The organism is Proteus sp. G2674 (assembly GCF_009915195.1).
GTDB classification, from domain to species: Bacteria; Pseudomonadota; Gammaproteobacteria; order Enterobacterales; family Enterobacteriaceae; genus Proteus; species Proteus mirabilis.
This window is the reverse complement of record NZ_JAABLS010000043.1, coordinates 68,873-90,251: the sequence shown is the minus strand read 5'-3', so window position 1 is coordinate 90,251 and position 21,379 is coordinate 68,873. Positions and strand designations below refer to the sequence as shown.

Sequence of the window (21,379 nt, the reverse complement as noted above, 5' to 3'; positions counted from 1 at the left end):
GCTGAAGCCAGTCGAAGATACCAGCTGGCTGCAACTGTTTATTAAAAACACAGCACTGTGCAAACACGAAAGTGGACGTATACGGTGTGACGCCTGCCCGGTGCTGGAAGGTTAATTGATGGGGTTAGCCGTAAGGCGAAGCTCCTGATCGAAGCCCCAGTAAACGGCGGCCGTAACTATAACGGTCCTAAGGTAGCGAAATTCCTTGTCGGGTAAGTTCCGACCTGCACGAATGGCGTAATGATGGCCAGGCTGTCTCCACCCGAGACTCAGTGAAATTGAACTCGCTGTGAAGATGCAGTGTACCCGCGGCAAGACGGAAAGACCCCGTGAACCTTTACTATAGCTTGACACTGAACATTGAGCCTTGATGTGTAGGATAGGTGGGAGGCTTTGAAGTGTGGACGCCAGTCTGCATGGAGCCAACCTTGAAATACCACCCTTTAACGTTTGATGTTCTAACCTAGGCCCATAAACTGGGTCGGGGACCGTGTCTGGTGGGTAGTTTGACTGGGGCGGTCTCCTCCTAAAGAGTAACGGAGGAGCACGAAGGTTGGCTAAGCATGGTCGGACATCATGCGGTTAGTGCAAAGGCATAAGCCAGCTTGACTGCGAGAGTGACGGCTCGAGCAGGTACGAAAGTAGGTCTTAGTGATCCGGTGGTTCTGAATGGAAGGGCCATCGCTCAACGGATAAAAGGTACTCCGGGGATAACAGGCTGATACCGCCCAAGAGTTCATATCGACGGCGGTGTTTGGCACCTCGATGTCGGCTCATCACATCCTGGGGCTGAAGTAGGTCCCAAGGGTATGGCTGTTCGCCATTTAAAGTGGTACGCGAGCTGGGTTTAGAACGTCGTGAGACAGTTCGGTCCCTATCTGCCGTGGGCGTTGGAAGATTGAGAGGGGTTGCTCCTAGTACGAGAGGACCGGAGTGAACGCACCACTGGTGTTCGGGTTGTCATGCCAATGGCATTGCCCGGTAGCTAAGTGCGGAAGAGATAACCGCTGAAAGCATCTAAGCGGGAAACTTGCCTCGAGATGAGTCTTCCCTGTCGCTTTAAGCGACCTAAAGGAACGTTTAAGACTAAGACGTTGATAGGCTGGGTGTGTAAGCGTAGCGATACGTTGAGCTAACCAGTACTAATGAACCGTGAGGCTTAACCTGACAACACCGAAAGTGTTTTGTCAGAGAGACGAAACGATAAAGTCAGCTTGTTTAAGATTGAATTACTGGCGACTTACCGAAAGGAAGGAAGCGAGTGATTAAAACAGAATTTGCTTGGCGGCCATAGCGCGGTGGTCCCACCTGATCCCATGCCGAACTCAGAAGTGAAACGCCGTAGCGCCGATGGTAGTGTGGGGTCTCCCCATGTGAGAGTAGGGAACTGCCAAGCATTAAATAAGACGAGAAAGCCAACCCGATGGGTTGGCTTTTTTGCGTTTGATATTTTTTATTCTCAATATTATCCCTTAACTTAGGAAAAGAGTTATTTCAATTGCTGATAGAGTAAACTGCCAGCAGCTGCTCCTGCCACATCATAAGCAAAATCATGCCAGCTCCATCCCGTACCTTGTGGTCGACTATCATAAAGCTCTTTAGCGACGCCTAAACTTATTGAAAAGGATAAGCCAATAACTAATCCTTCTCGATAAGAATAGTTCTGATGATCTGCGTAAGCATTAGCTCCCGCGGAGGCTACCATAGAAAATAAAAAATGCTGTGCTTTATCTTTTCCTTGCCAATTATCATTGGCAACATGAAAGGATTGACAACCATTTAACGTGACGAGTGAAAGTAAAACTATCAGATAGAAGCTATTACGCTTTAGTTTCATATAATATCCACGCCTTATTACTATATCTTGATCGCTAGATAGTTGAGCTTAAATTTTAATAAGTTGAAGTATAGTGGATTATAGCGACAAAAAAGCCTTACTTATTTTAAGTAAGGCTTATAAATAGAGCTTAGCAGTATAGTTAAATTAGAGTATACGACTAATTAGTCTATCAACACGGATACGCCGTAAGCGTTTAATTAATTTTTTCACTTTTAGAGGGTAAAATTTAATACTCTCTAATTGTTGATAACTTTTAACAATCAGTGTTTTTTCTCTGATACAAGCTAACTCTTTATGGCGTTGTTCATGTAATTCATGATGTGGATCGTGAATTAAGATGGCATTTTCAAGATCTAATCCCCAAGCTCGAGGGTTTAGATTATTACCTGTAATCAATTGCCACTCATCATCAACCCACATGCCTTTTAAATGATAGGTATTATCACCGTCTTTCCAAAGCCTTACTGTTAATTGGTCATTATCAATAAAACGTTGAAAACGTTGGGTGAATTTACGAAGATTAATCTCATACAAATAAGGTAAAGCACCGATTATTTTAAAGGGCTCTTCTGGCGGAATATAAAAGTCATTTGCCGTTTTATCACCAATAATAATCTCAACCTGTTTACCATTTCTCAGTAAATGACTAATTTGGCGCACCAAAATAGCAGGTAAATTAAAATAAGGTGTACAAATAACCAACTTTTCTTCAGTCACGGCCATAAGGTGGGAGATAGTCTTATTCAAGATATTTTTCTTGCCTAAGCCGACCAATGGAGTCACTGTTAACTGATTATTTGAGGCATTTCCTTTAATATCGTAACCATCATGTGTGCGTAAATTAAAGCGGAATTGACGGATACAATTTTTAATTTCTGCACAACGCACTCTCTCTTCTGAATCAAGACGTTGAATAGCATCTGATTGCAAAAGGCTATCGACAATGAATTGCTTCATTGTGTTTGCGAGTTCAGCATTATGAATGATGTGATATCTGTCATAACGGTATTTATCAAGTTTATGCAAATAGACGTTATTAATACTTGCACCACTGTAAATAACCGTATCATCAAAGATAAACCCTTTTAGATGTAATACGCCTAATGCTTCACGTGTATTAACAGGAATACCATAAATAGGGACGTCAACATCAGGATGCTGTTGTGCAACTTTATGATACCAATCTGCATTTGTTGCATCAGCAGAGACACCTATACGACCGCGTTGAGCACGATGCCAATCAACAATAACGGTGATGGAAAGTTCAGGACGTTGTTGTTTTGCGGTATAAAGTGCTTCAAGGATCTCCTCGCCCGCTTCATCATGTTCTAGATAGAGTGCGGTAATAAAAATCTCTTTTTGAGCTTGCGCGATATATTTCAATAAGGTGCTGCGAAACGCGGATGTCTGATAAAGCGTTTCAACATCAGCAACTGACTGAGCTAATTTAGGCAGTTGTGCAAGGTGTTGTTGATGCTTAGCAAGTTTTAGTTTAGACAACATCACAGTGCTTATTTCTCTTGTTTATGATGACTAAAAGAGTCATCTTCTATGTAAAAAATTCTGTAACCGATCTTCTGATCATAACATTAGTTATATAGGATGTACGCATAAAATCATCTTATAGAGTGAATTTCTCTTAGGATGTGTGAATAATCACATTCAGAAATTTTCTATTCGCGATTTTATCACTATACATCACTGAGAGGATCAAGAAGCAAGTTGAGATTGACTATTCCTTCATCAAACTGTACTTCCACAGAAAACCCTAATTTTTTAGCAAGACTTATCATATTACGATTTTCAGGCATGGTAATGGCAGTTAACCGTTTGATGCCATGCGTCTTAGTATAGTTGATTAATTTCATCATTAATTGGTGACCCAGTGTATTACCTTTTAAATCAGAGCGTACCAGAATAGCAAATTCAGCCTGTTGATTATCAGGATCTGCCATAGCTCGAGCAACACCAATAATTTCTGGATCATCGTGAGGGTGGCGAATGGCGACAAAAGCCATCTCACGATCGTAATCAATTTGTGTCATATTAGCGAGATCGTCATGGGTAAATTCGCTGATCTCACTAAAATAGCGATAATAGAGATCTTCTTTGGTCACTTGATTAATAAAGGTTTTTAGTAGAGGTTCATCTTCAGGCAAAATAGGTCGAATAAAACAAGGTTTGTTATCTCTTAAAAAGAAAGTTTCTTCTAATTCATTGGGATACGGGCGAATAGAAAGTTTTTGATGAGGATCGCCTTCGATAGGTGACAGCTCCATAGCCACGTCTAACAAAGTGAAATCATTACCCGAAACTAACAACGGATGTATGTCGAGCCTGACAATTTGTGGACAATCTAATAGTAAGTGTGAAACTTGCACCAAAAAATGGCTTAAACTTAGGATATTCAGTGGTTGTAATGCACTTCTAGGTTGGAGCTTGCCACTTTTTATTGCATTAATAACCAGATAACGAGCTAGCGCCATATTAAGTGGTGGCAAAGCAACGGCAGCTTTTGTTTCGATTTGCCACTCAACGCCTCCTTCTCCTAATAGAATTAGGGGGCCAAAGATGGGGTCTTGTTCAATCGCAACACGTAGCTCTTGGGAGCCTGCACGGTTTGCCATACTTTGTACTAATAGTCCTTGAATTTTCGCTTGTGGGTAAAGTTCGCTTACCCGCTCGATAATGGCATGTGCAGCCGATTCAACTTCATTGCTGTCTCTTAAATATAACATAACCCCCTGAACTTCCGATTTATGGGGTATATCAGGGGAGCGTAATTTTAGCGCGACCGGATAGCCTATTTTTTCTGCAATACTGACCGCTTCTTGTGCATTATGAGCAATCCAAGTAGGTAAAGTATTAAAGCCATAGGCTTCCATAATAGGCTGGACTTGGTGTGTATCAAGGCGATACTGTTTTTTGTCGAGAGCGTCTTCAATACAGCGATGGGCTTGCTGGGTGTTCATTTTTATTTCTAAAGGTAATGCCGGCGTTTCCTTTAGTTGTTTTTGGTTTCGGCGGTACTCCACCATATGCATAAAAGCGGTAATTGCCCCTTCAGGAGTGCGATAAGTGGGAATACCCGCTTCACTAAATAATTTACGTGATTGTTGAGATGAATATTCGCCTCCCCAATTAGTAAATAGAGTGAGCCATTTTCTTCTGGGGTGCTTATTAATTGCTTCAATAACTTTTTGTGCTGTTTCAATACTTGGTGCAATAGCACTTGGTGTATGAATTAAGAGTAATGCATCATGATCATGGCTATCTAATAGACAATTCACTGCCCTAATATAGCGCTCTACCGTGGTATCATCACCTAAATTAAGCGGATTACGAATAGCAGATGTGTCTTGCACAATGGCTTGCAATTGTTGCTGAGTATCAGCAGATAATTGTGCTAATTTGCCTGACTGTAAAAATAATTCATCTACGGCCATTGCCGCAGGAGCTGAACCATTGCTGATGATCATCAGTTTCTCGCCTTTTAATGGCGTCATATAGCTGAGGGTTTCAACCGCTGAAAACATCTCATGAGTATCTTGTACGCGTAACAATCCTGCGCGTTGGAAGGCTGCATCATAAGCTACATCATAACTTGGCGTATCGCCTAAGAGTAATTGGGCTTTTTGTGTTCGACCACTTTTTATAACTAGTATTGGCTTATTGCGTGATGCACTACGTGAGGCAGACATAAAGCGCCTTGCATCATGAATATGCTCTAAATGCAGTAATATTGCACTGGTTTTACTATCTCTTGCCAGAAAATCCAGTAAATCATCAACTTGGATATCTTGGTTATCACCTAATGCAATAAAATAGGAAAAGCCAATATTGCGGTAATACGCCCAATCTAGGATGGTGTTAGCTACTGCTGCTGATTGTGAGATAAATGCCAATTTGCCTTTTTTTACAGGAAGGGGTGAAAAGCTGGCATTTAAGCCTTGCCAAGGGGCTAATAAACCTAAACTATTTGGACCTAACAATCGAATATGGTATTGCTGGCAGAGTGTCTTAATAGCTTGAAATTGTTCTGATTGTGCTGAAAGAACAATCACGGCTTTACAGCCTGATTGACCTAATTGCTCAAGAAGTTCAAGATTGCGCCGATGATGAGTACAGATAATTGCCAAGTCTGGTACTTGGGGGAGTTTATCAATAGAAGGATAAGTAAAAACACCAGAAACAGAATTGCGAGTCGGATTGACTGGAAAGACTGGCCCATTAAACCCACCACTGAGTAAGTTTTTCATCATTGTGGTTCCTGCTCTGCCTACTTTGTCAGAGGCGCCAATCACCGCAATTGATTTAGGACGTAATAGTGCTTCAAGGCCTCGCTGGCTCATATCAACTCCTAAGTTTATGATAAACTGTATTCAATGTAGCTGATTTACTCTTCTTTTGCCTGACGTCTGTCTGGTTTTCCAATTAAATATTGTTGACGAAAGTAACTAAAATGAGAAAAAAGCTGTTGTGACGCTAAATCATCGCCGACATTGGCTAAAATAGAAGCGGCAACTTCAGCGGTACAATGTTGCTCTTCTCTTGCTGCTTGACGGAGCATGTAGTCACATTTACTGGCTTCATTAATTGAAAACAGTGGTAATGCATCAAGGTAGGGGCTTTTACGAAACATTTTTCTCGCCTCTGTCCAAGTGCCGTCTAGTAAGATAAATAGCGGTGGCTTACTGTTTGCAGGTAACTGGTGATAAACTTTTCGCGAAGGAGAAGCATAGCTGTCTGGGAAGACGACATAAGCTTGTCGATGCGGATCATTAATTGCATCAAGTAAGGCTTTTTCAGGCTCGGTACGTGACCATAAAAAGGCAAGTGTATCGGGTAAAACATCGGCAATTAATTTTCCTGTATTACTTGGTTTCATCACTTCTGTATCGTACATCATTAAACAAAAACGGCTTTTCGCGGTTTGATGAATGATGGTGTCACACAGACACTGTTTTTCAGGTAATAAACAAAAAGTGCATCGTTTAACACGAAAGCCTCTGGCTTTATATGGGCGTGTAGAGATAGAAACTCGATATTGGCGAAGTCGAGAAACCGCATTGTCATGCATAACAGAAAGACCACAATCATAAATAAAGGAATGAATATTACCATGATCCCCAAAGGTCTACTATCAGTTGTTTTTTATGAAAGTTTATTTACCGTATAGTGGTAGGGTTATTATTATTTAATAAATTTTGGTGACTTATGAAGGTAACACAAATCCTTTTTTATAATAATGAAAATAGTATTACAGATAATGAAATAAAAAACCTATTTAATATCTTTGATACTCAGGTCATTAATAATAGTAGAGTGGATGTTAATCTTGAGACTGCCAAAAATCAAATAAATAAACTCGCTGATGCAGTTAGGAATGGAAGCTCAATAGATTTAGATTATTTAGTAAACATCATGTTTCATGATGATATAAAAATAAGCTTATATGCAACTAATCAGCTCTACTTGATTTATCCAAAATTAAATAACTCGATAAGAGAAGATATTAAAGAATTAGTCAACTTACTCTATGAAATAAAAATAAAAGAAGATCAAGAGTATTTTAAAGAACGACCTTTATTAAGTGCAATGGCTTGTGAGGAAGCGATTGCTAGACAAAAGGGAAAAGGGGAGAATGTTTTTATCTCAGCGGTTGATAATTATTTAAATATAAAATGTAATGATAGCGTGTTGTCCAATAATGAAAGCGTAAGTAATAATAATCGATATATATCTTCATCTGAATTAGAGTCTTGGGCGTCATTTCAACCCTATCAATGTGATATTTGTTCCTATGAATCAATACTTAAAAAAATAGAAAAAAGCAAAGGGGCCGCGGAGTTAAAAAATTATGTGGTTTTAGTCAATAATAACCATTGGGTTGCGTTATTGACTTATAAAAATAGCTGTTTTTTATGTGATTCATTGCCCTCAAGCAAAAAAGAAAAAGATGAACGTCATAACTTATTAATTGAACTAGAAGAAAAAGGATTTAATCCTGTCAATATAGAATATAATCTACAAAAAAATGTACCTAATGGATGTGGTCTTTTGGCGCTTAATTATATTGATAGTTTACATAATGAATGGAATAAATTTAATCATGAAAAAGAAGATGATTTAACATCCACAATAGAAACAGTATTACAAAAAACAGGAAAAGACTTTCTAAACCTAAGTTGTGGTGAGCAAACCACATTTAATCATGATTTTAGGAAAAAATTGATTATGGATACACTTTTTTGTATTGTTAAATCTAATGATGAATAGCTCTCTTAGTTATTGATATAAAAGCTATTTATTATTAATAAAAAGCTAAATCTAATTTTATTTTTAAAGAGAGTGTTTTTTGATATAGGTTTATCTCTTACTCTGCGTGATTCTCTCGGTGACAGTTGCTAAACTATCATGTAATCTGCGCCCCTATTGCAGTTGGAGAGACTAATGAACGATTCTTATGAAGGTAAAAACGGCAAAGTAAAAGTGATGTATGTCCGCAGTGAGGACAGTGCCGATAATAAACCTAAAAAACCATCCTGCCGCCCTAATAATGCTCGTGGTGATACTGACCGTAGTCATCGTCGTGATGATAAACGCGGTGATAACAAATTTTCTCGTCGTGATGAACGTGGTGCAGGTAAGTCTTCAGGACGTAATCCATCACGCAGTGGCTCAAGCTCCTTACGTGATAACGATAGTGAAGGTGGTAATTATTCTCCATGGAAAACGATTTCTCGTCCGGGAGATGAGCCATTAAAAGAGCATGATGGAATTACTGGTAAAAGCCAAATTGATCCAGAACAGCTTCGCCGTCAGCGTTTAGAAGAGACGCGTATCTATGGCGAAAATGCTTGTCAGGCTATGTTTAAAAACCGTCCAGAAGCCATTGTCCGAGCTTGGTTCTTACAAGAAGTAACACCTCGTTTTCGTGAAGCGTTAAAATGGATGGCGGCAAATCGTAAAGCTTACCATGTTGTTGAAGAAGAAGAGATGGTTAAAGCGGCGCGTACGGATCATCATGGTGGCGTTTGTTTCTTAATCAAAAAACGTGTTGGTCATGATGCACAAACCTATTTAAAAGATGCACCAACAAAAGATTGTGTCTTAGCGCTTGAAGATGTGGGTAATCCACATAATGTCGGTGCTATTATGCGTAGCTGTGCTCATTTTGGTGTGAAAGGTGTCATTTCTCCCGACTCATCAGTGTTAGAATCTGGTGCAGCAGTGCGTACCGCAGAAGGTGGTGCCGAGTATATTCAAGGAATTGATGCTGATAATTTTGCTCAGACATTAGAGCAGTTTAAACAGGCTGGCTATACCTTAGTGACAACCTCAAGTCACAAAGGAAGTGTGCCGCTAGCAAAAGCTCAATTACCTGAAAAAATGGTATTAATCTTAGGTCAAGAGAAGGATGGCTTAAGTGATAGCACGTTAAAGCAAGGGGATATGAGCATTTATATTGGTGGTACAGGCCATATTGAAAGCTTAAATGTCTCTGTGGCTTCTGGTGTGTTATTGGCTGAATGGTGGCGTCAACATCACGGCTAATTATTTAATTGTTAGATGATTTAAAAATCCCGCTGAATAATGAACTGGGGTCAGTTCACCATGTTCAGCGGGATTTTTCTTTAATTAACTAATCAATTCATTAATGGCTATTTACCCGGTGAGAATGGCGGTTTAGCAAACCAAACAACCACCAGCATTAAAATGAATATTCCTGCCGCTAGCCAGAAAATTTCATTCGCTGAAATAATCAGACCTTGTTCAGTGATTGTTTTAGCTAAATAAGCTGAGGTTTGTTCATCAGAAAGCCCCAATTCTCTCATCTGTTGAAAAGCCAATTGTGCATCGGGATCGAGCGGATTAATTTTTTCAACAAAGGTTTCATGATGTAATGACTCCCTTTGTGTCCAAATGGTTGTCGTTAATGATGCGCCAATTGCACCCGCTAAGGTTCTTAAAAAATTAGATAAACTAGATGCCGAGGCCATTTTCTCCGGAGGTAATCCCGATAAGGTCATCGTGGTTAATGGCATAAAGAAACATGCTACACCTAAACCTTGCCAGAATTGTGGCCAAGCAACTGTGGCAAAATCCATTCCGGGTTCAAAAGTATAAGCTCGCCAATAAAAACATACCGCAAACATAATAAAGCTAAAGCTAATGATATAGCGTAAGTCGACTTTTCCACCAAATTTTCCGATGATTGGTGTAATGATCAGCGGTAATAAACCAACAGAGGCTGCAGCTAAACCCGCCCATGTTGCGGTATAACCAAAGACTTCTTGCAACAGGAGAGGGAGCAACACAATAGTACCGAAATAGATCATATAAGCGAGACTAAGGGTTAAACAGCCAATAGTGAAATTGCGACTTTTAAACAGAGAAAGATCAATAACAGGGTGTTCGTCAGTTAACTCCCACACAATTAAGAAACTTAACGCCACTACAGCAATAATAGTAAGTACAATAATTTCAGTTGAATTAAACCAATCCAGCTCTTTACCTTGATCAAGCATGATCTGTAGTGCACCAACACCGACAACCAATAGTACGAGACCAATGGTATCTATTGGTTTAATTTCCGTTTTGGTTTCGCGACCCGCTAATGTATTTGAGATGCACATAATAATTAACACACCAAAAGGTACGTTAATAAAGAAGATCCATCCCCAATGGTAATTATCACTGATATAGCCACCTAAAATAGGGCCTAAAATAGGTGCAACGACAATGGTAACCGACCATAACGCTAACGCCATATTGCGTTTTGCTGGTGGATAGTTATTCAATAGCAAACTTTGTGATAACGGAATTAAGGGGCCTGCGACTAAACCTTGAAGTACACGGAAAAAGATCAGCATTTCTAAACTTTGAGAAATACCACACAGCCATGATGTTAAGGCAAATAGTGCTGTTGACCACATAAAGAGGCGTACTTCACCAATACGTTTTGCCAGCCAGCCAGTAATAGGAATTGAGATAGCATTTGCAACACCAAATGAGGTAATAACCCAAGTACCTTGAGAATTTGATGCACCTAAGTTACCCGCTATTGTCGGGATGGCTACGTTAGCGATTGTTGAATCGAGAACTTGCATAAAAGTGGCCAGCGCAAGTGCGATGGTCATTATAGCAAGTTTTCCTCCTTGTAAGGGTTCTTTAATCACCTTTACACCTCGCTTTATCATCCTGCATTTTGTTCAATGATTTCATTAATCAATGAATTGATTTCTGACATATCAATAGTGAGTGCATCAGTATGATAAGCCGGTGCTTGACGTTCGCTCTGTGATAATACTTTTCCATCAAGATTAACGGTATCCACAGTCACTTCAGTGGATAAACCGATACGTAGTGGTTTTTCTGCAACTTCTTTTTCATCAAGGGAAATACGTACCGGCAAGCGCTGAACTACTTTTATCCAGTTACCACTGGCATTTTGTGCCGGTAATAGTGAGAATGCACTGCCTGTTCCCATATCTAATCCCTGTACACGGCCATGATAAATAACTTTTTTACCATAAAAATCAGTGGTTATTTTCGCGGGCTGTCCGATACGCATATTGGCCAGTTGCGTCTCTTTAAAGTTAGCGTCTATCCACATACCTGTGACAGGTACGACGGCCATTAACGGTTTACCCGGTGCAACTTGTGCACCAACTTGAACGCTACGACGTGAGACATAACCTTCAGCAGGACTTAGTATTTTTGTTCGTTGTAAAGCTAGCCATGCATTACGCACTTCTGTTGCAGCTTGTAATACAGAAGGTTGTTGTGCAATAGGCGTGGTTAAGATAATGGCTTGATTAGCATTATATTGCTCTTTTGCTACATCTAATGCCGCTTTTGCCGTGGCAACAGCTTCTCTTGCATGTTGGAGTTCTTCTTTTCCAATGACATTTCGCTCGCCTAATACTTCTCTACGACGCAGATCATTTTGCAATTTTGCCAATTCAGTTTCACGTAAAACAATATTTGCTTTTAATTGACGACCATTGATGATTTGCTGATGCATTTGACGGACACTATTTGCTAAAGCGGTTTTTGCTTTATCTAATGCAAGTATTTCATCACTATCATCTAATTGGACTAGCGGTTCACCTGCTTTTACGTAGTCTGTATTGTCCACATAGACAGTGGTTACCGAGCCTGAAATTTGTGGCATAACCATAATTTGATTGCCTGTTACGTAGGCATTATCTGTGGTTTCATGATGTCTAAGAACCATAAACCAGTAAGCGGTATAAGCGAGCCCCGCTAGAATAAAGATAAAAGTCAGTAGCAATAAAACATTTCGGCGAGTTCGTTTTTTATTGCGAATGGGAGCCTGAGGTGGATTTTTTTCCTCATTTACACTCATTTAGAAGATCTCCATAAACCAGAAAAAAGCATTATATATGTTTCCAGAATAAAATCCGGAAACACATATGTTGGGCTTATATTAGAATAATAATTAGCACGAAAGGCTAATTATAGATGCGAGTGAGTATATTTGTTTATCAATTCATGTTGTGAATGGAGATAGATCAATAAGTTTATTGATGGTGATGATTATTCCTGCTGATTATCCGCTAATGTATCAAGTTGTAATAATAATTTACGCATTAGGGTTTCTAGCTGTTTTTGTTCACCTTCATCTAATACCGACCAAATTTTCTTTAAACATTCGTGCTGTGGTGGTAATAAGCTATTTAAAAACTCTTCTCCAGCATCAGTTAAATGAAGATGTAGACAGCGACGGTCATTATGACTTTCACGACGCTCAATCCATCCTTGTTTTTCTAATTCATCTGCAATACGAGTGGCATTTGTTCTTGATGAGCCTAATGCCGCACTCAATTCTGATGGTTGAATACTACGATTTTCCGTTGTATCTAAAATCATAAGTGCCATAAATAATGTCTCGTTAATGCCCTGAGACTTTAACATATTATTACGACTTTCAAGAAGTTTGCTCTGGACGTGCATAGACAGGCGAGTTAACAAAATTTCTTGGTAAGGAATATCTTTGTTAAGCGATTTCTGTTGTGTAGCGCGAGTGTTTAGTAGTTCTTCTGTTGGCGTAAATGAGCTTTCCATTTTTAGACACCTTGTTAGTTTCGATAATTAGGATAACGTTGTTATCAACATGTTAAATGGTATATTAAACACACAATTTAGCAATTTTTATTATTTATAGTCACTATGTTTTTTTGATTATGCTACCTGATTCATAAATTTTTTGAATGATAACATAAAAAAATCACTAGGTGCTTATCTATTTACAATAAGTTATAAAAATCAATTTATCCCTTATTTACTTATGAATAATAGTCTATTTAGGAAAAAATGGATCGATTTCTACGATAAAACACGTAATAAATTTATTTTACACTATAATGATTCTATTGTTAATAATACCACTTAGAAACTATGCCGTTTATGCTATATTGATATAATTGATATGTATTTCTTAATAAAGAATGAGATGATGATATACATAAATAGTAATCACGCTGTTAAAACATTCACGTTTTGTTCTGTTTAGAGGGGTATTGCTGACATAAAATACCCCTTTTGAGATAAATTTTATTATTCAGATTGGATCACTGGATCATTTTTATAACCAAATAACCAAACCAGTAAACCTAATAAGCCAATGATTGCACCGGCACTGGAAACACCAATCCAGCCATATTGGTGATAAGCGTAACCCGATAATAAAGAGCCTAGGGCGCCCCCGATAAAATAGCTAGTCATATAAGCGGCAGTAAGCCGATTTCGGGCATCAGGTAAAATACGGTAGATAGTGCTTTGGTTAGTGACATGAACACCTTGAACGGCTAAATCTAATAAAACCACACCAATAATAAAACTAATCAGTCCAATCCATTGATAATAAGGGGCGATAACAATAAGTCCCCAACAAATGAAGAGAAGAATTAAACCTGAAGTAGTCGTTTTTTTACCTTTGCCTTTATCAACCCATACACCCGCTTTACCTGCCATTAGTGCTCCCGCAGCACCGACAAGTCCAAACAAGCCAATAACTGCATCGGAATAATTAAAGGGATCAGAAGCGAGTAAAAAAGCCATTGATGTCCACAGTAAACCAAAGTGGGCAAAGATAAGTGCACCAATCAGTGAGCGGGTACGTAATACTGGGGTCGTGGCAAACAATTTAAAAATAGAACCGAGCAGTTGAAAATAATTTAAATTTGTTTGGCTTTTATAGGTAGGTAAGCAGCGCCATAGTGTAATAGCTAAAATAGCTAGAAAAACACTTGCTAGCCAGAAAATACCCTGCCAATTAGTAAAGGAAGCCATCAGCCCTGACGCTGTTCTTGCCAGTAAAATACCAAGTAAAAGCCCACTCATAATAGTACCTACCGCTTTTCCTCGTTGATGAGGTGCAGCAAGTGTAGCGGCAAAAGGAACCAGAATTTGGGCGACGACCGAGAACATACCTGATAGGGCAGTACCAATTAACATAAGCCAAATATTAGGTGCCATTGCCGTAATTAATAAGCCGCTCGCTGAAATCAGCGTCATGATAACAATCAGTGAACGACGTTCAAAAATATCGCCAAGGGGAACCAATAGCATTAAACCTAAGGAATAACTTAATTGTGCTGTAGTGACAATAAAGCCAGCTAAAGTGGCAGAGATATGAAAATAATTTGCAATTGAATCAAGTAGCGGTTGTGCATAATAGTTACTTGCGACAACCATGCCAGTGGCAACGGCCATAAGTAAAATAAGGCCTTTACTAAGAGAGGTTTGTGGTGCTGTGTTTTCCATAATACTGATCACAAATTATTTGTAAGGTAAATGATAGTAACATGAGTCATTTTTTTGCGGAAAGAATTACTGTGATAGCAATGTTCAATCAATCGGGCATGAAAGTTTTTAATCTATTTTTATAATAGATTAATATTAAAAGTAAAATGTGATTTATTCTCGGCAGATAACCGAATATTTGCATTATTTATTATGCTAAATAGATGAATAGCCCCATTCCCTCACTGTCCTGATTAGACAAGTATTAATCCATATAGTAACCAATGTTATTAGTTAATTATATCATTAATATTAAATTATTTAGTTATTCTGTTTTAAATATAGCTCATTTTTAGTTTAGTTAACTTTTTTATGGTTTAGATCAAAAAAAGCTATGTAATGATAATAATTATCATTAACATAATTATGTTGTTAAATGTATTTTTAGCTATTTATTTGCGTATTAATAACCATATAAAAGATACTATTATGAACTTTTTGTTAATTAAGCATGAGCCTCATTTTCAGGGAATGGGGGCCGTTTCATTTTCATCTCATGCGATTTTTTTATTACTCACTACACTTGCTTCGTTTAATAGCGTTGCTTCACAAAGCACAGAAAAAGCATCACAGACTCAACAATCTGAAACTGTGGTGCTTGATCCTATTTATGTTTCCGGAAAATTAAATTCGAGTGTTGAAGCAGGAAGCACGGCTTTGACATTAAAAGATATCAATAGAATTCAGCCAAATAATATCGCTGAATTGGTAGATAAATTACCAGGGATTTCTTCATCTGGCTCGCCAAGACCTGGCGGGCAAACTTTAAATATTTGGGGAATGGGCAATCCGGAAGATGTGAAAATCACTCTTGATGGTACACCGAAGACGTTTGAAAAATATCGTCAAGGTTCCATATTTATCGATCCTGAATTAATTAAACGCCTTGATGTCGATAAAGGGCCACATAATATCACCCAAGGAAATGGAGGATTTGGTGGCTCCGTACGGATTGAAACGAAAGATCCGGATGACTTACTGTTACCTGATCAGCATATTGGTATGTTTTTAAAATATGGACATCATACTAATGATAGGCAAAATCGTTATAGTGGTGCGATATATGGCAAGTTAATGGATGGAACTGCTGACGGCCTATTTTATTTTAATCGTCGTAAAAGCGATGATTTACGTCGTCCTGATGGCACTAAATTTGGTTATTCACAATCAGACCAAGATTCGTTTTTAATTAAAACCAATGTCTATTTAACAGATGCACAAACATTAACTTTATCAGCATCAAGATCTGTCAGTGATGGCTGGACGCCTTGGGCTGCGAAGCGAGATGAACTGGCAAAACCGAGTCAATATGATGTTGATAAATATGGTTTTGATGGAGCGATGAAACGTAAGTTAGTTTATCGTGACCAAAAAGATGACACTGTGAGTGTGAAATGGAATATTCAGCCAATTGATTCTGACCTGATTAATTTCACATTGACTTACGGTTATTCAAATACCAAACAGAATGATAAACGCCCTGATAATGCGAGTTCTTATCTAAGTAGTAGTATGGGTAACCAAAGTTGGGTCAACTATAAAAATCATCAAATTGAAGTGAAAAATGAAAGTACCGTGATGCAAGGAGCTACCGAACATGTGATTTTAGTGGGAGCGCGTTGGCACCGTAATGATCGTAATGTGTTAATGTTTACGCGGGATAAAGCGAAAAATCCAAATTATAATTATGGCTATTATGCACCACCTTATATGCCAGAAGGGACGCAAACAACCACGAGTTTTTATCTTCAAGATTCAATTAGTTATCGAACACTAACCCTCACGCCTGGTGTGCGTTATGATATAGTGAAAAATCAAGGAGCAGGGAGTCGAGCGAAGGTTTATCAAGATCCTAATCCCTATTACGGTCATGATTATAGTGATGTAACTTATCGTGGCATTACACCTCATTTGGGTATTTTATGGAAAGCGAGCCCCAATATTAGATTTTTTGGTGATATAACTCATACATGGCGTGCGCCGTTAATTGATGAACAATATGAAGTGCAAGCCAGTATCTCTAGTTTGACAGGCACGAGTCGCCATTTAGATAAAGAGACCGTTACCGCAACACGGATTGGCGCCATTGTTGATTTTGAAAATGTTTTCCAACAAGAAGATCAGCTTCAACTTCGAAGCACATTTTTTGATACCCGTGGGAAAGATGAGATATTCCGTCGTCGCGGTGTCTATTGTGAAAGCGGAAAAGTAACCGGAAACAATGGAAGTTGTCCTCCTTCCCTTGGAAATTATCGCAATTTACCTGGCTACCATATTCAAGGTATGGAAATAGAGGCATTTTATGACAGTACTAATCTCTTTGGTCGCTTAGCGTATTCGACAATGAAAGGTAAACGCGATCAATCTCCTCGTGATCCGTGGTTTGGACAAAAAACATGGATTGCAGAAATTCAACCGGATGCATTACATGCCACCCTTGGAATGAAAATCCCACAAATAAATATGGTTGCTGGGTGGACAGGGGACTTTATTGGCGCTCAACGTCGTTCACCGATGGATGCTGATCCGGCTGCTACTTATTGGTCATTACCAAAAAGTAAAGGCTATGCCATTCATGGACTATTCGCTAATTGGAAACCTGCTTTTATCGATAATACCGAGATACGTTTTACTGTCGCCAATTTATTTAACCGTGATTATTACCCTTATTTAGGTGAGTCGGTATCTGGTACTGGGCGAGATTATCGCTTTACTGTGGTTAAAAGTTTTTAGTTAGACAACAGGACAACAGCCATAAGATAAAAAAAGCAGAGCATATTAATAATGCTCTGCTTTGACGTTATTTAAGGATTATCACTATTAATTAGCCGCTTTACGCGCTTCTTCTACCCAGCCATCAAAGGTTTTTTGATGTGCTTTGATCCACGCGTTAGCATGACGTTCAATATCTGCTTGTGATTTTTGACCATTATGCATACGTAAGTTTTGGGCGTTGATATCAGCCACTGAAACTTTCATTATTTCAAATAATTTAGCAGCAGCAGGGTTGGCTTCGGCCCATTTTTTATTTGCTGCGATATGCATTGTACTCGGTGGGAAACCGTAGTTTTTACCGTTTGGTAAGGTTGTATCGGTTTTGTCATCTCCCGGTAATGAAGAGAAGGGAACTTGTAGCCAAACGACATCTTTACCCGGCTTTAATACATCACTTATCCAGTACGGTGCCCAAGTATAATAGAAGATAGGTTTACCTTCTTTATAACGAGTAATGGTATCTGCCATCATTGCCGCATAGTTACCCTGATTATGGGTGACTGATTTCTCTAAATCATAGGCTTTTAAGTGATTATTAATGGCTTCTTCACAACCCCAGCCAGGGTTACAACCGGTTAAATCTGCTTTTCCATCACCATTGGCATCAAATAATTTGGCAATTTTTGGATCTTTAAATTGCTCTATATTAGTGATGTTATATTTTTCAGCCGTTTTTTTATCGATTAAATAACCTTGGGCTGCGTTAACTACATAATCACCTTTACGATAAAATGTGTTATCGCCACCTGCGGCTTCATATTGTGAGTTATGCAAAGGTACCCAACTAACCGCCATAAAAGTGGCATCACCATTAGCAATAGAAGAATAAGCTACGTTGTAGTCAACTTCTTTAATGGGTTGCACTGTGTAGCCGAGTTTTTCGAGTGCTTTATTGACAATGAGTGTCTGAAAAGTTTCTTCAGAAATAGTACTTTGTACCGGTTGAACCGAAACCCCTTTACCGGGTAAATCAGCAGCGGATAACTGAGTGCTTATCAGTGTGGCGGACAATACTGTTGCCCAGAGAACTGGATTACGCATAGTTTTTCCTTCTGTTGTGATGGGTAAGAGATAATAGTCGCTGTGTCGTGCTACTGTTATCTCTTATCTTAATTGAATAAATATGTTTGATTGTTAGTTAATCTTATTGCCAGTATGAGTTATGCGGCTTTTTTGCCAAACAGGCGGCAGATCAAACCAATCGGGCCTGTCATATACCAGCGTCTATTACCTTTCAGGCGACTATTTTGGCCTAAAGATTGAGTTAAGCGGTCAAGAATAATCGCGAGGATCACAATACCGGCACCACCTACAGCCGCTAATCCCATATCTAGGCGACCAATACCACGTAATACCATTTGACCTAAACCACCAACGGCTATCATTGATGCGATAACAACCATTGACAGTGCTAACATTAAGGTTTGGTTTACCCCAGCCATAATCGTTGGCATTGCCAGCGGTAATTGTACTTTAAACAACATTTGTCGAGGATTTGCCCCAAATGATTGAGCCGCCTCAATGAGATCTTCCGGTACTTGTTTGATACCTAAAATAGTTAATCGCACTATCGGTGGTAAGGCGAAAATAATCGTGACAACTACACCAGGTACGTTACCAATCCCAAATAACATCACGATAGGTACTAAGTAAACGAAAGCGGGGGTTGTTTGCATGGCATCTAAAAGTGGTCTGACAATTTTTGATGCTTTGTCACTATGTGCAAGCCATATCCCTAAGGGGAGACCAATAATCAGGCAGAATAGTAATGAGGTCAGCACTAATGCAAGGGTTATCATCGCTTCAGACCATGCACCAATAGCACCGATTAAGATCAGTGAAATAAAAGCGCTTATTCCCATCACCTTACCTGAAAGTTGCCATGCAATCAGTGAAAATAAAATAATCGCAACAGGCGCAGGCATTGAGGTAAGAAAGTTTTCAAAGCCACCTAATACTAAATCGACTGGAACGCGTATCCCTTGGAAAATAGGACGAAAATGCAACACAATCCAGTCAATACCTTCTGTCACCCAAGAATCTAGCGGGATCAGCGTATGATTAAATGGATCCATAATATTAAAGTGATCAGGTGTACTTTCTGTTGGCATGGCATCTAGCCAATCAGTACCAGAAGAGAGATCACTGCTGTCAGTGCCACTCCCTGTACCCCAAGGATCAGCATCAGCTCCGCCGGTATCACCGCCAGCACTACTACTCCAAGGGTCGGTATCAGTAGTGTTGCTATCCGTGGTTGCCCAAGGATCATTGTCTGTATCTGTGTTGTTATGCGTTTCTTGCGCTGAATTCTGTGTTGTATTGGCGTTTTCTGTTGCCGCTTCTTGAGTGTCCGTTTCCCAAGGATTGGCTTGGTTATTTGTCTTACTCATTTGGTGTCTCCTTATCCAGTGCTTGTAACAACATTCCTTTCGAAATTAAACCGATATAACGGTTTTTTTCATCAATAACAGGGATCGCACAGGGAGATTGCGCAACAGTAGAAATCAGTTCATTTAATGGTGTATCACCATTAATCGCACAAGGTTCAGTTAAAATAGCGGATCCAATAGGTTGCTTCGCTTTTAATGCTTCTTCAAGAGAAGTGACAGAAACAATACCTGCAAATTTCCGTCCTCGCTCAATTAAATAACCAAAGTTTCTATCTTCATCTTCCAGTACTTTTAATGCTGAACGGGGACCAAAACCTGGCGCAATATGCAGTAGTGTTTCTGGGCGACGTTTAGCAATATCTTTAGCGCTAAATACATGACTGATATCAACGCCACGGAAGAAGGTACGTACATAATCATTGGCTGGATTATTAAGAATTTCATCAGGGGTACCGATTTGTACCACCACACCACCTTGCATAATCGCGATACGATCGCCAATACGCATGGCTTCATCCAGATCATGAGAAATAAATACAATGGTGCGTTGTTTATCACCTTGTAAGCTCAATAACTCATCTTGCATTTCTGTTCGGATTAATGGGTCAAGTGCGGAGAATGCCTCATCCATTAATAAGATATCAGGATCATTGGCCAGTGCACGAGCAAGCCCAATACGTTGTCGCATCCCACCGGATAACTCATCCGGCCAAGATTGAGCATGAGAGCTTAAGTTAACTTGCTCTAATGCTGCCATGGCTTTTTCATAGCGCTCTTCTTTGCTAATGCCTGCAAGCTCCATACCAAATGCTGTATTATCGAGTACATTCATATGAGGCATTAAAGCGAATGATTGAAACACCATACTGATTTTTTTACGTCGAACTTGTCGTAAATCTTTATCAGACATGGTGGTGATGTTTTCACCATCAATAAGGACTTCGCCTTTAGTGGGATCTATCAGACGATTGAGAAGGCGCACTAATGTAGATTTACCAGAGCCTGATAATCCCATGATGACAAATATTTCGCCTTCTTCAATGGCCAGATTGGCATTTTGCACACCAACGGTTAACCCTGTTTTATCAAAGATTTGGTCTTTGTTCATACCAGATCCTAATAATTCAAAGGCACGTTTAGGGTGCTCACCAAATATTTTATATAGGTTTTTTACTTCGAGTTTAATTGCCATGCAATATCTATTTTCCTATTTAAATATGAAAGGAATAAATTAAATGTTAATAAATTAGTTTGTTGTTTTTCCTAAATTGAGATTTTTAGTAGGGGAATTACCCTATCATAATGAACAAGCCTGACAACCCTATGTTAATTATAATTAAACAAATAATTTTGTAATTTTTTCAGGTTTTTTTTGATAATTAATAATTAAATAAAGTAAAGTTATAGAAAAGAAGAACGTCAAAAAATCTATACTAACTGTATGAAATAACATTGTTTTTATTCAGATGTTAATTTTAATTATCATCACAATAGAAATAACAACAAAATAAAAAAATGTAAAAAGATACTAATAAAATAA

The 21,379-nt window shown here is 38.9% G+C and carries 14 protein-coding genes and 2 rRNA genes; 5 read left to right on the top strand and 11 right to left on the bottom strand.

Translation table 11 applies throughout. The features are described 5' to 3' along the window. A 23S ribosomal RNA gene (locus GWI58_RS17695) occupies window positions 1–1,167 on the top strand; the annotation flags it as partial. 113 nt (window positions 1,168–1,280) lie between these two features. After that, a 5S ribosomal RNA gene (gene rrf / locus GWI58_RS17690) occupies window positions 1,281–1,396 on the top strand. Between the two features lie 93 nt (window positions 1,397–1,489). Here rrf and GWI58_RS17685 read toward each other — a convergent pair. The 4 genes from GWI58_RS17685 to GWI58_RS17670 form a co-directional block, all read right to left on the bottom strand. Further along, window positions 1,490–1,837, bottom strand: coding sequence for a YfiM family lipoprotein (locus GWI58_RS17685; RefSeq protein ID WP_012367575.1), 348 nt, complete (start codon window positions 1,835–1,837; stop codon window positions 1,490–1,492). Between the two features lie 147 nt (window positions 1,838–1,984). After that, window positions 1,985–3,343 carry a CDP-diacylglycerol--serine O-phosphatidyltransferase gene (pssA, locus tag GWI58_RS17680; RefSeq protein ID WP_004246096.1) on the bottom strand — a complete coding sequence of 453 codons (1,359 nt, stop codon included), beginning with the start codon at window positions 3,341–3,343 and terminating at the stop codon, window positions 1,985–1,987. Window positions 3,344–3,531: 188 nt separating this feature from the next. Then, entirely contained in the window at window positions 3,532–6,192 is a 2,661-nt protein-coding gene (locus tag GWI58_RS17675; RefSeq protein ID WP_161769434.1) for a bifunctional acetate--CoA ligase family protein/GNAT family N-acetyltransferase, read from the bottom strand. A gap of 44 nt (window positions 6,193–6,236) precedes the next feature. After that, window positions 6,237–6,920, bottom strand: coding sequence for a tRNA-uridine aminocarboxypropyltransferase (locus GWI58_RS17670; RefSeq protein WP_004247414.1), 684 nt, complete (start codon window positions 6,918–6,920; stop codon window positions 6,237–6,239). 137 nt (window positions 6,921–7,057) lie between these two features. Between GWI58_RS17670 and GWI58_RS17665 the strand changes: the two genes are divergently transcribed. After that, a complete protein-coding gene (locus GWI58_RS17665; protein ID WP_161769433.1) occupies window positions 7,058–8,119 on the top strand; it encodes a hypothetical protein in 1,062 nt (353 codons plus the stop codon). Window positions 8,120–8,293: 174 nt separating this feature from the next. Then, complete coding sequence (locus GWI58_RS17660) at window positions 8,294–9,397, top strand: tRNA/rRNA methyltransferase (RefSeq protein ID WP_161769432.1); 1,104 nt, start codon at window positions 8,294–8,296, stop codon at window positions 9,395–9,397. 107 nt (window positions 9,398–9,504) lie between these two features. On the opposite strand, the gene emrB is transcribed toward GWI58_RS17660, so the two are convergent. The 4 genes from emrB to GWI58_RS17640 all read right to left on the bottom strand — a co-directional run bounded on the left by emrB (window position 9,505) and on the right by GWI58_RS17640 (window position 14,635). Next, on the bottom strand, window positions 9,505–11,022 hold the full coding sequence (gene emrB, locus GWI58_RS17655) for a multidrug efflux MFS transporter permease subunit EmrB (RefSeq protein WP_004247419.1): 1,518 nt from the start codon (window positions 11,020–11,022) through the stop codon (window positions 9,505–9,507). Between the two features lie 17 nt (window positions 11,023–11,039). Next, window positions 11,040–12,215 carry a multidrug efflux MFS transporter periplasmic adaptor subunit EmrA gene (gene emrA / locus GWI58_RS17650; protein WP_004252255.1) on the bottom strand — a complete coding sequence of 392 codons (1,176 nt, stop codon included), beginning with the start codon at window positions 12,213–12,215 and terminating at the stop codon, window positions 11,040–11,042. Window positions 12,216–12,406: 191 nt separating this feature from the next. Then, window positions 12,407–12,934: a transcriptional repressor MprA gene (gene mprA, locus GWI58_RS17645; protein WP_004246081.1), complete on the bottom strand. Its 528-nt coding sequence runs from the start codon at window positions 12,932–12,934 to the stop codon at window positions 12,407–12,409. A gap of 492 nt (window positions 12,935–13,426) precedes the next feature. Next, complete coding sequence (locus tag GWI58_RS17640) at window positions 13,427–14,635, bottom strand: MFS transporter (RefSeq protein ID WP_161769431.1); 1,209 nt, start codon at window positions 14,633–14,635, stop codon at window positions 13,427–13,429. A 378-nt stretch (window positions 14,636–15,013) separates the two neighbouring features. On the opposite strand from GWI58_RS17640, the gene GWI58_RS17635 reads away from it, so the two are divergent. After that, on the top strand, window positions 15,014–17,407 hold the full coding sequence (locus GWI58_RS17635; RefSeq protein WP_161769430.1) for a TonB-dependent hemoglobin/transferrin/lactoferrin family receptor: 2,394 nt from the start codon (window positions 15,014–15,016) through the stop codon (window positions 17,405–17,407). Between the two features lie 87 nt (window positions 17,408–17,494). Here the strand turns inward: GWI58_RS17635 and proX are convergent, their stop codons facing one another. The 3 genes from proX to proV form a co-directional block, all read right to left on the bottom strand. Beyond that, a complete protein-coding gene (gene proX / locus GWI58_RS17630; RefSeq protein WP_161769429.1) occupies window positions 17,495–18,490 on the bottom strand; it encodes a glycine betaine/L-proline ABC transporter substrate-binding protein ProX in 996 nt (331 codons plus the stop codon). A 119-nt stretch (window positions 18,491–18,609) separates the two neighbouring features. Beyond that, the gene (gene proW, locus GWI58_RS17625) at window positions 18,610–19,839 is read right to left on the bottom strand and encodes a glycine betaine/L-proline ABC transporter permease ProW (protein ID WP_161769428.1); all 1,230 of its coding nucleotides are present in this window, start codon (window positions 19,837–19,839) and stop codon (window positions 18,610–18,612) included. After that, window positions 19,832–21,031: a glycine betaine/L-proline ABC transporter ATP-binding protein ProV gene (proV, locus tag GWI58_RS17620; protein ID WP_004246075.1), complete on the bottom strand. Its 1,200-nt coding sequence runs from the start codon at window positions 21,029–21,031 to the stop codon at window positions 19,832–19,834. Before proV ends, proW begins: the two co-directional genes overlap by 8 nt. Between the last annotated feature and the right edge of the window lie 348 nt (window positions 21,032–21,379).

Bases quoted from the DNA above. Each gene is read 5' to 3' on its own strand.
- GWI58_RS17675 (WP_161769434.1), bottom strand. From the start codon at position 6,192: ATGAGCCAGCGAGGCCTTGAAGCACTATTACGTCCTAAATCAATTGCG.
- emrA (WP_004252255.1), bottom strand. From the start codon at position 12,215: ATGAGTGTAAATGAGGAAAAAAATCCACCTCAGGCTCCCATTCGCAAT.
- proV (WP_004246075.1), bottom strand. From the start codon at position 21,031: ATGGCAATTAAACTCGAAGTAAAAAACCTATATAAAATATTTGGTGAG.
- GWI58_RS17640 (WP_161769431.1), bottom strand. From the start codon at position 14,635: ATGGAAAACACAGCACCACAAACCTCTCTTAGTAAAGGCCTTATTTTA.
- mprA (WP_004246081.1), bottom strand. From the start codon at position 12,934: ATGGAAAGCTCATTTACGCCAACAGAAGAACTACTAAACACTCGCGCT.
- GWI58_RS17665 (WP_161769433.1), top strand. From the start codon at position 7,058: ATGAAGGTAACACAAATCCTTTTTTATAATAATGAAAATAGTATTACA.
- proW (WP_161769428.1), bottom strand. From the start codon at position 19,839: ATGAGTAAGACAAATAACCAAGCCAATCCTTGGGAAACGGACACTCAA.
- GWI58_RS17660 (WP_161769432.1), top strand. From the start codon at position 8,294: ATGAACGATTCTTATGAAGGTAAAAACGGCAAAGTAAAAGTGATGTAT.
- GWI58_RS17635 (WP_161769430.1), top strand. From the start codon at position 15,014: ATGATAATAATTATCATTAACATAATTATGTTGTTAAATGTATTTTTA.
- GWI58_RS17670 (WP_004247414.1), bottom strand. From the start codon at position 6,920: ATGCATGACAATGCGGTTTCTCGACTTCGCCAATATCGAGTTTCTATC.
- proX (WP_161769429.1), bottom strand. From the start codon at position 18,490: ATGCGTAATCCAGTTCTCTGGGCAACAGTATTGTCCGCCACACTGATA.
- GWI58_RS17685 (WP_012367575.1), bottom strand. From the start codon at position 1,837: ATGAAACTAAAGCGTAATAGCTTCTATCTGATAGTTTTACTTTCACTC.
- pssA (WP_004246096.1), bottom strand. From the start codon at position 3,343: ATGTTGTCTAAACTAAAACTTGCTAAGCATCAACAACACCTTGCACAA.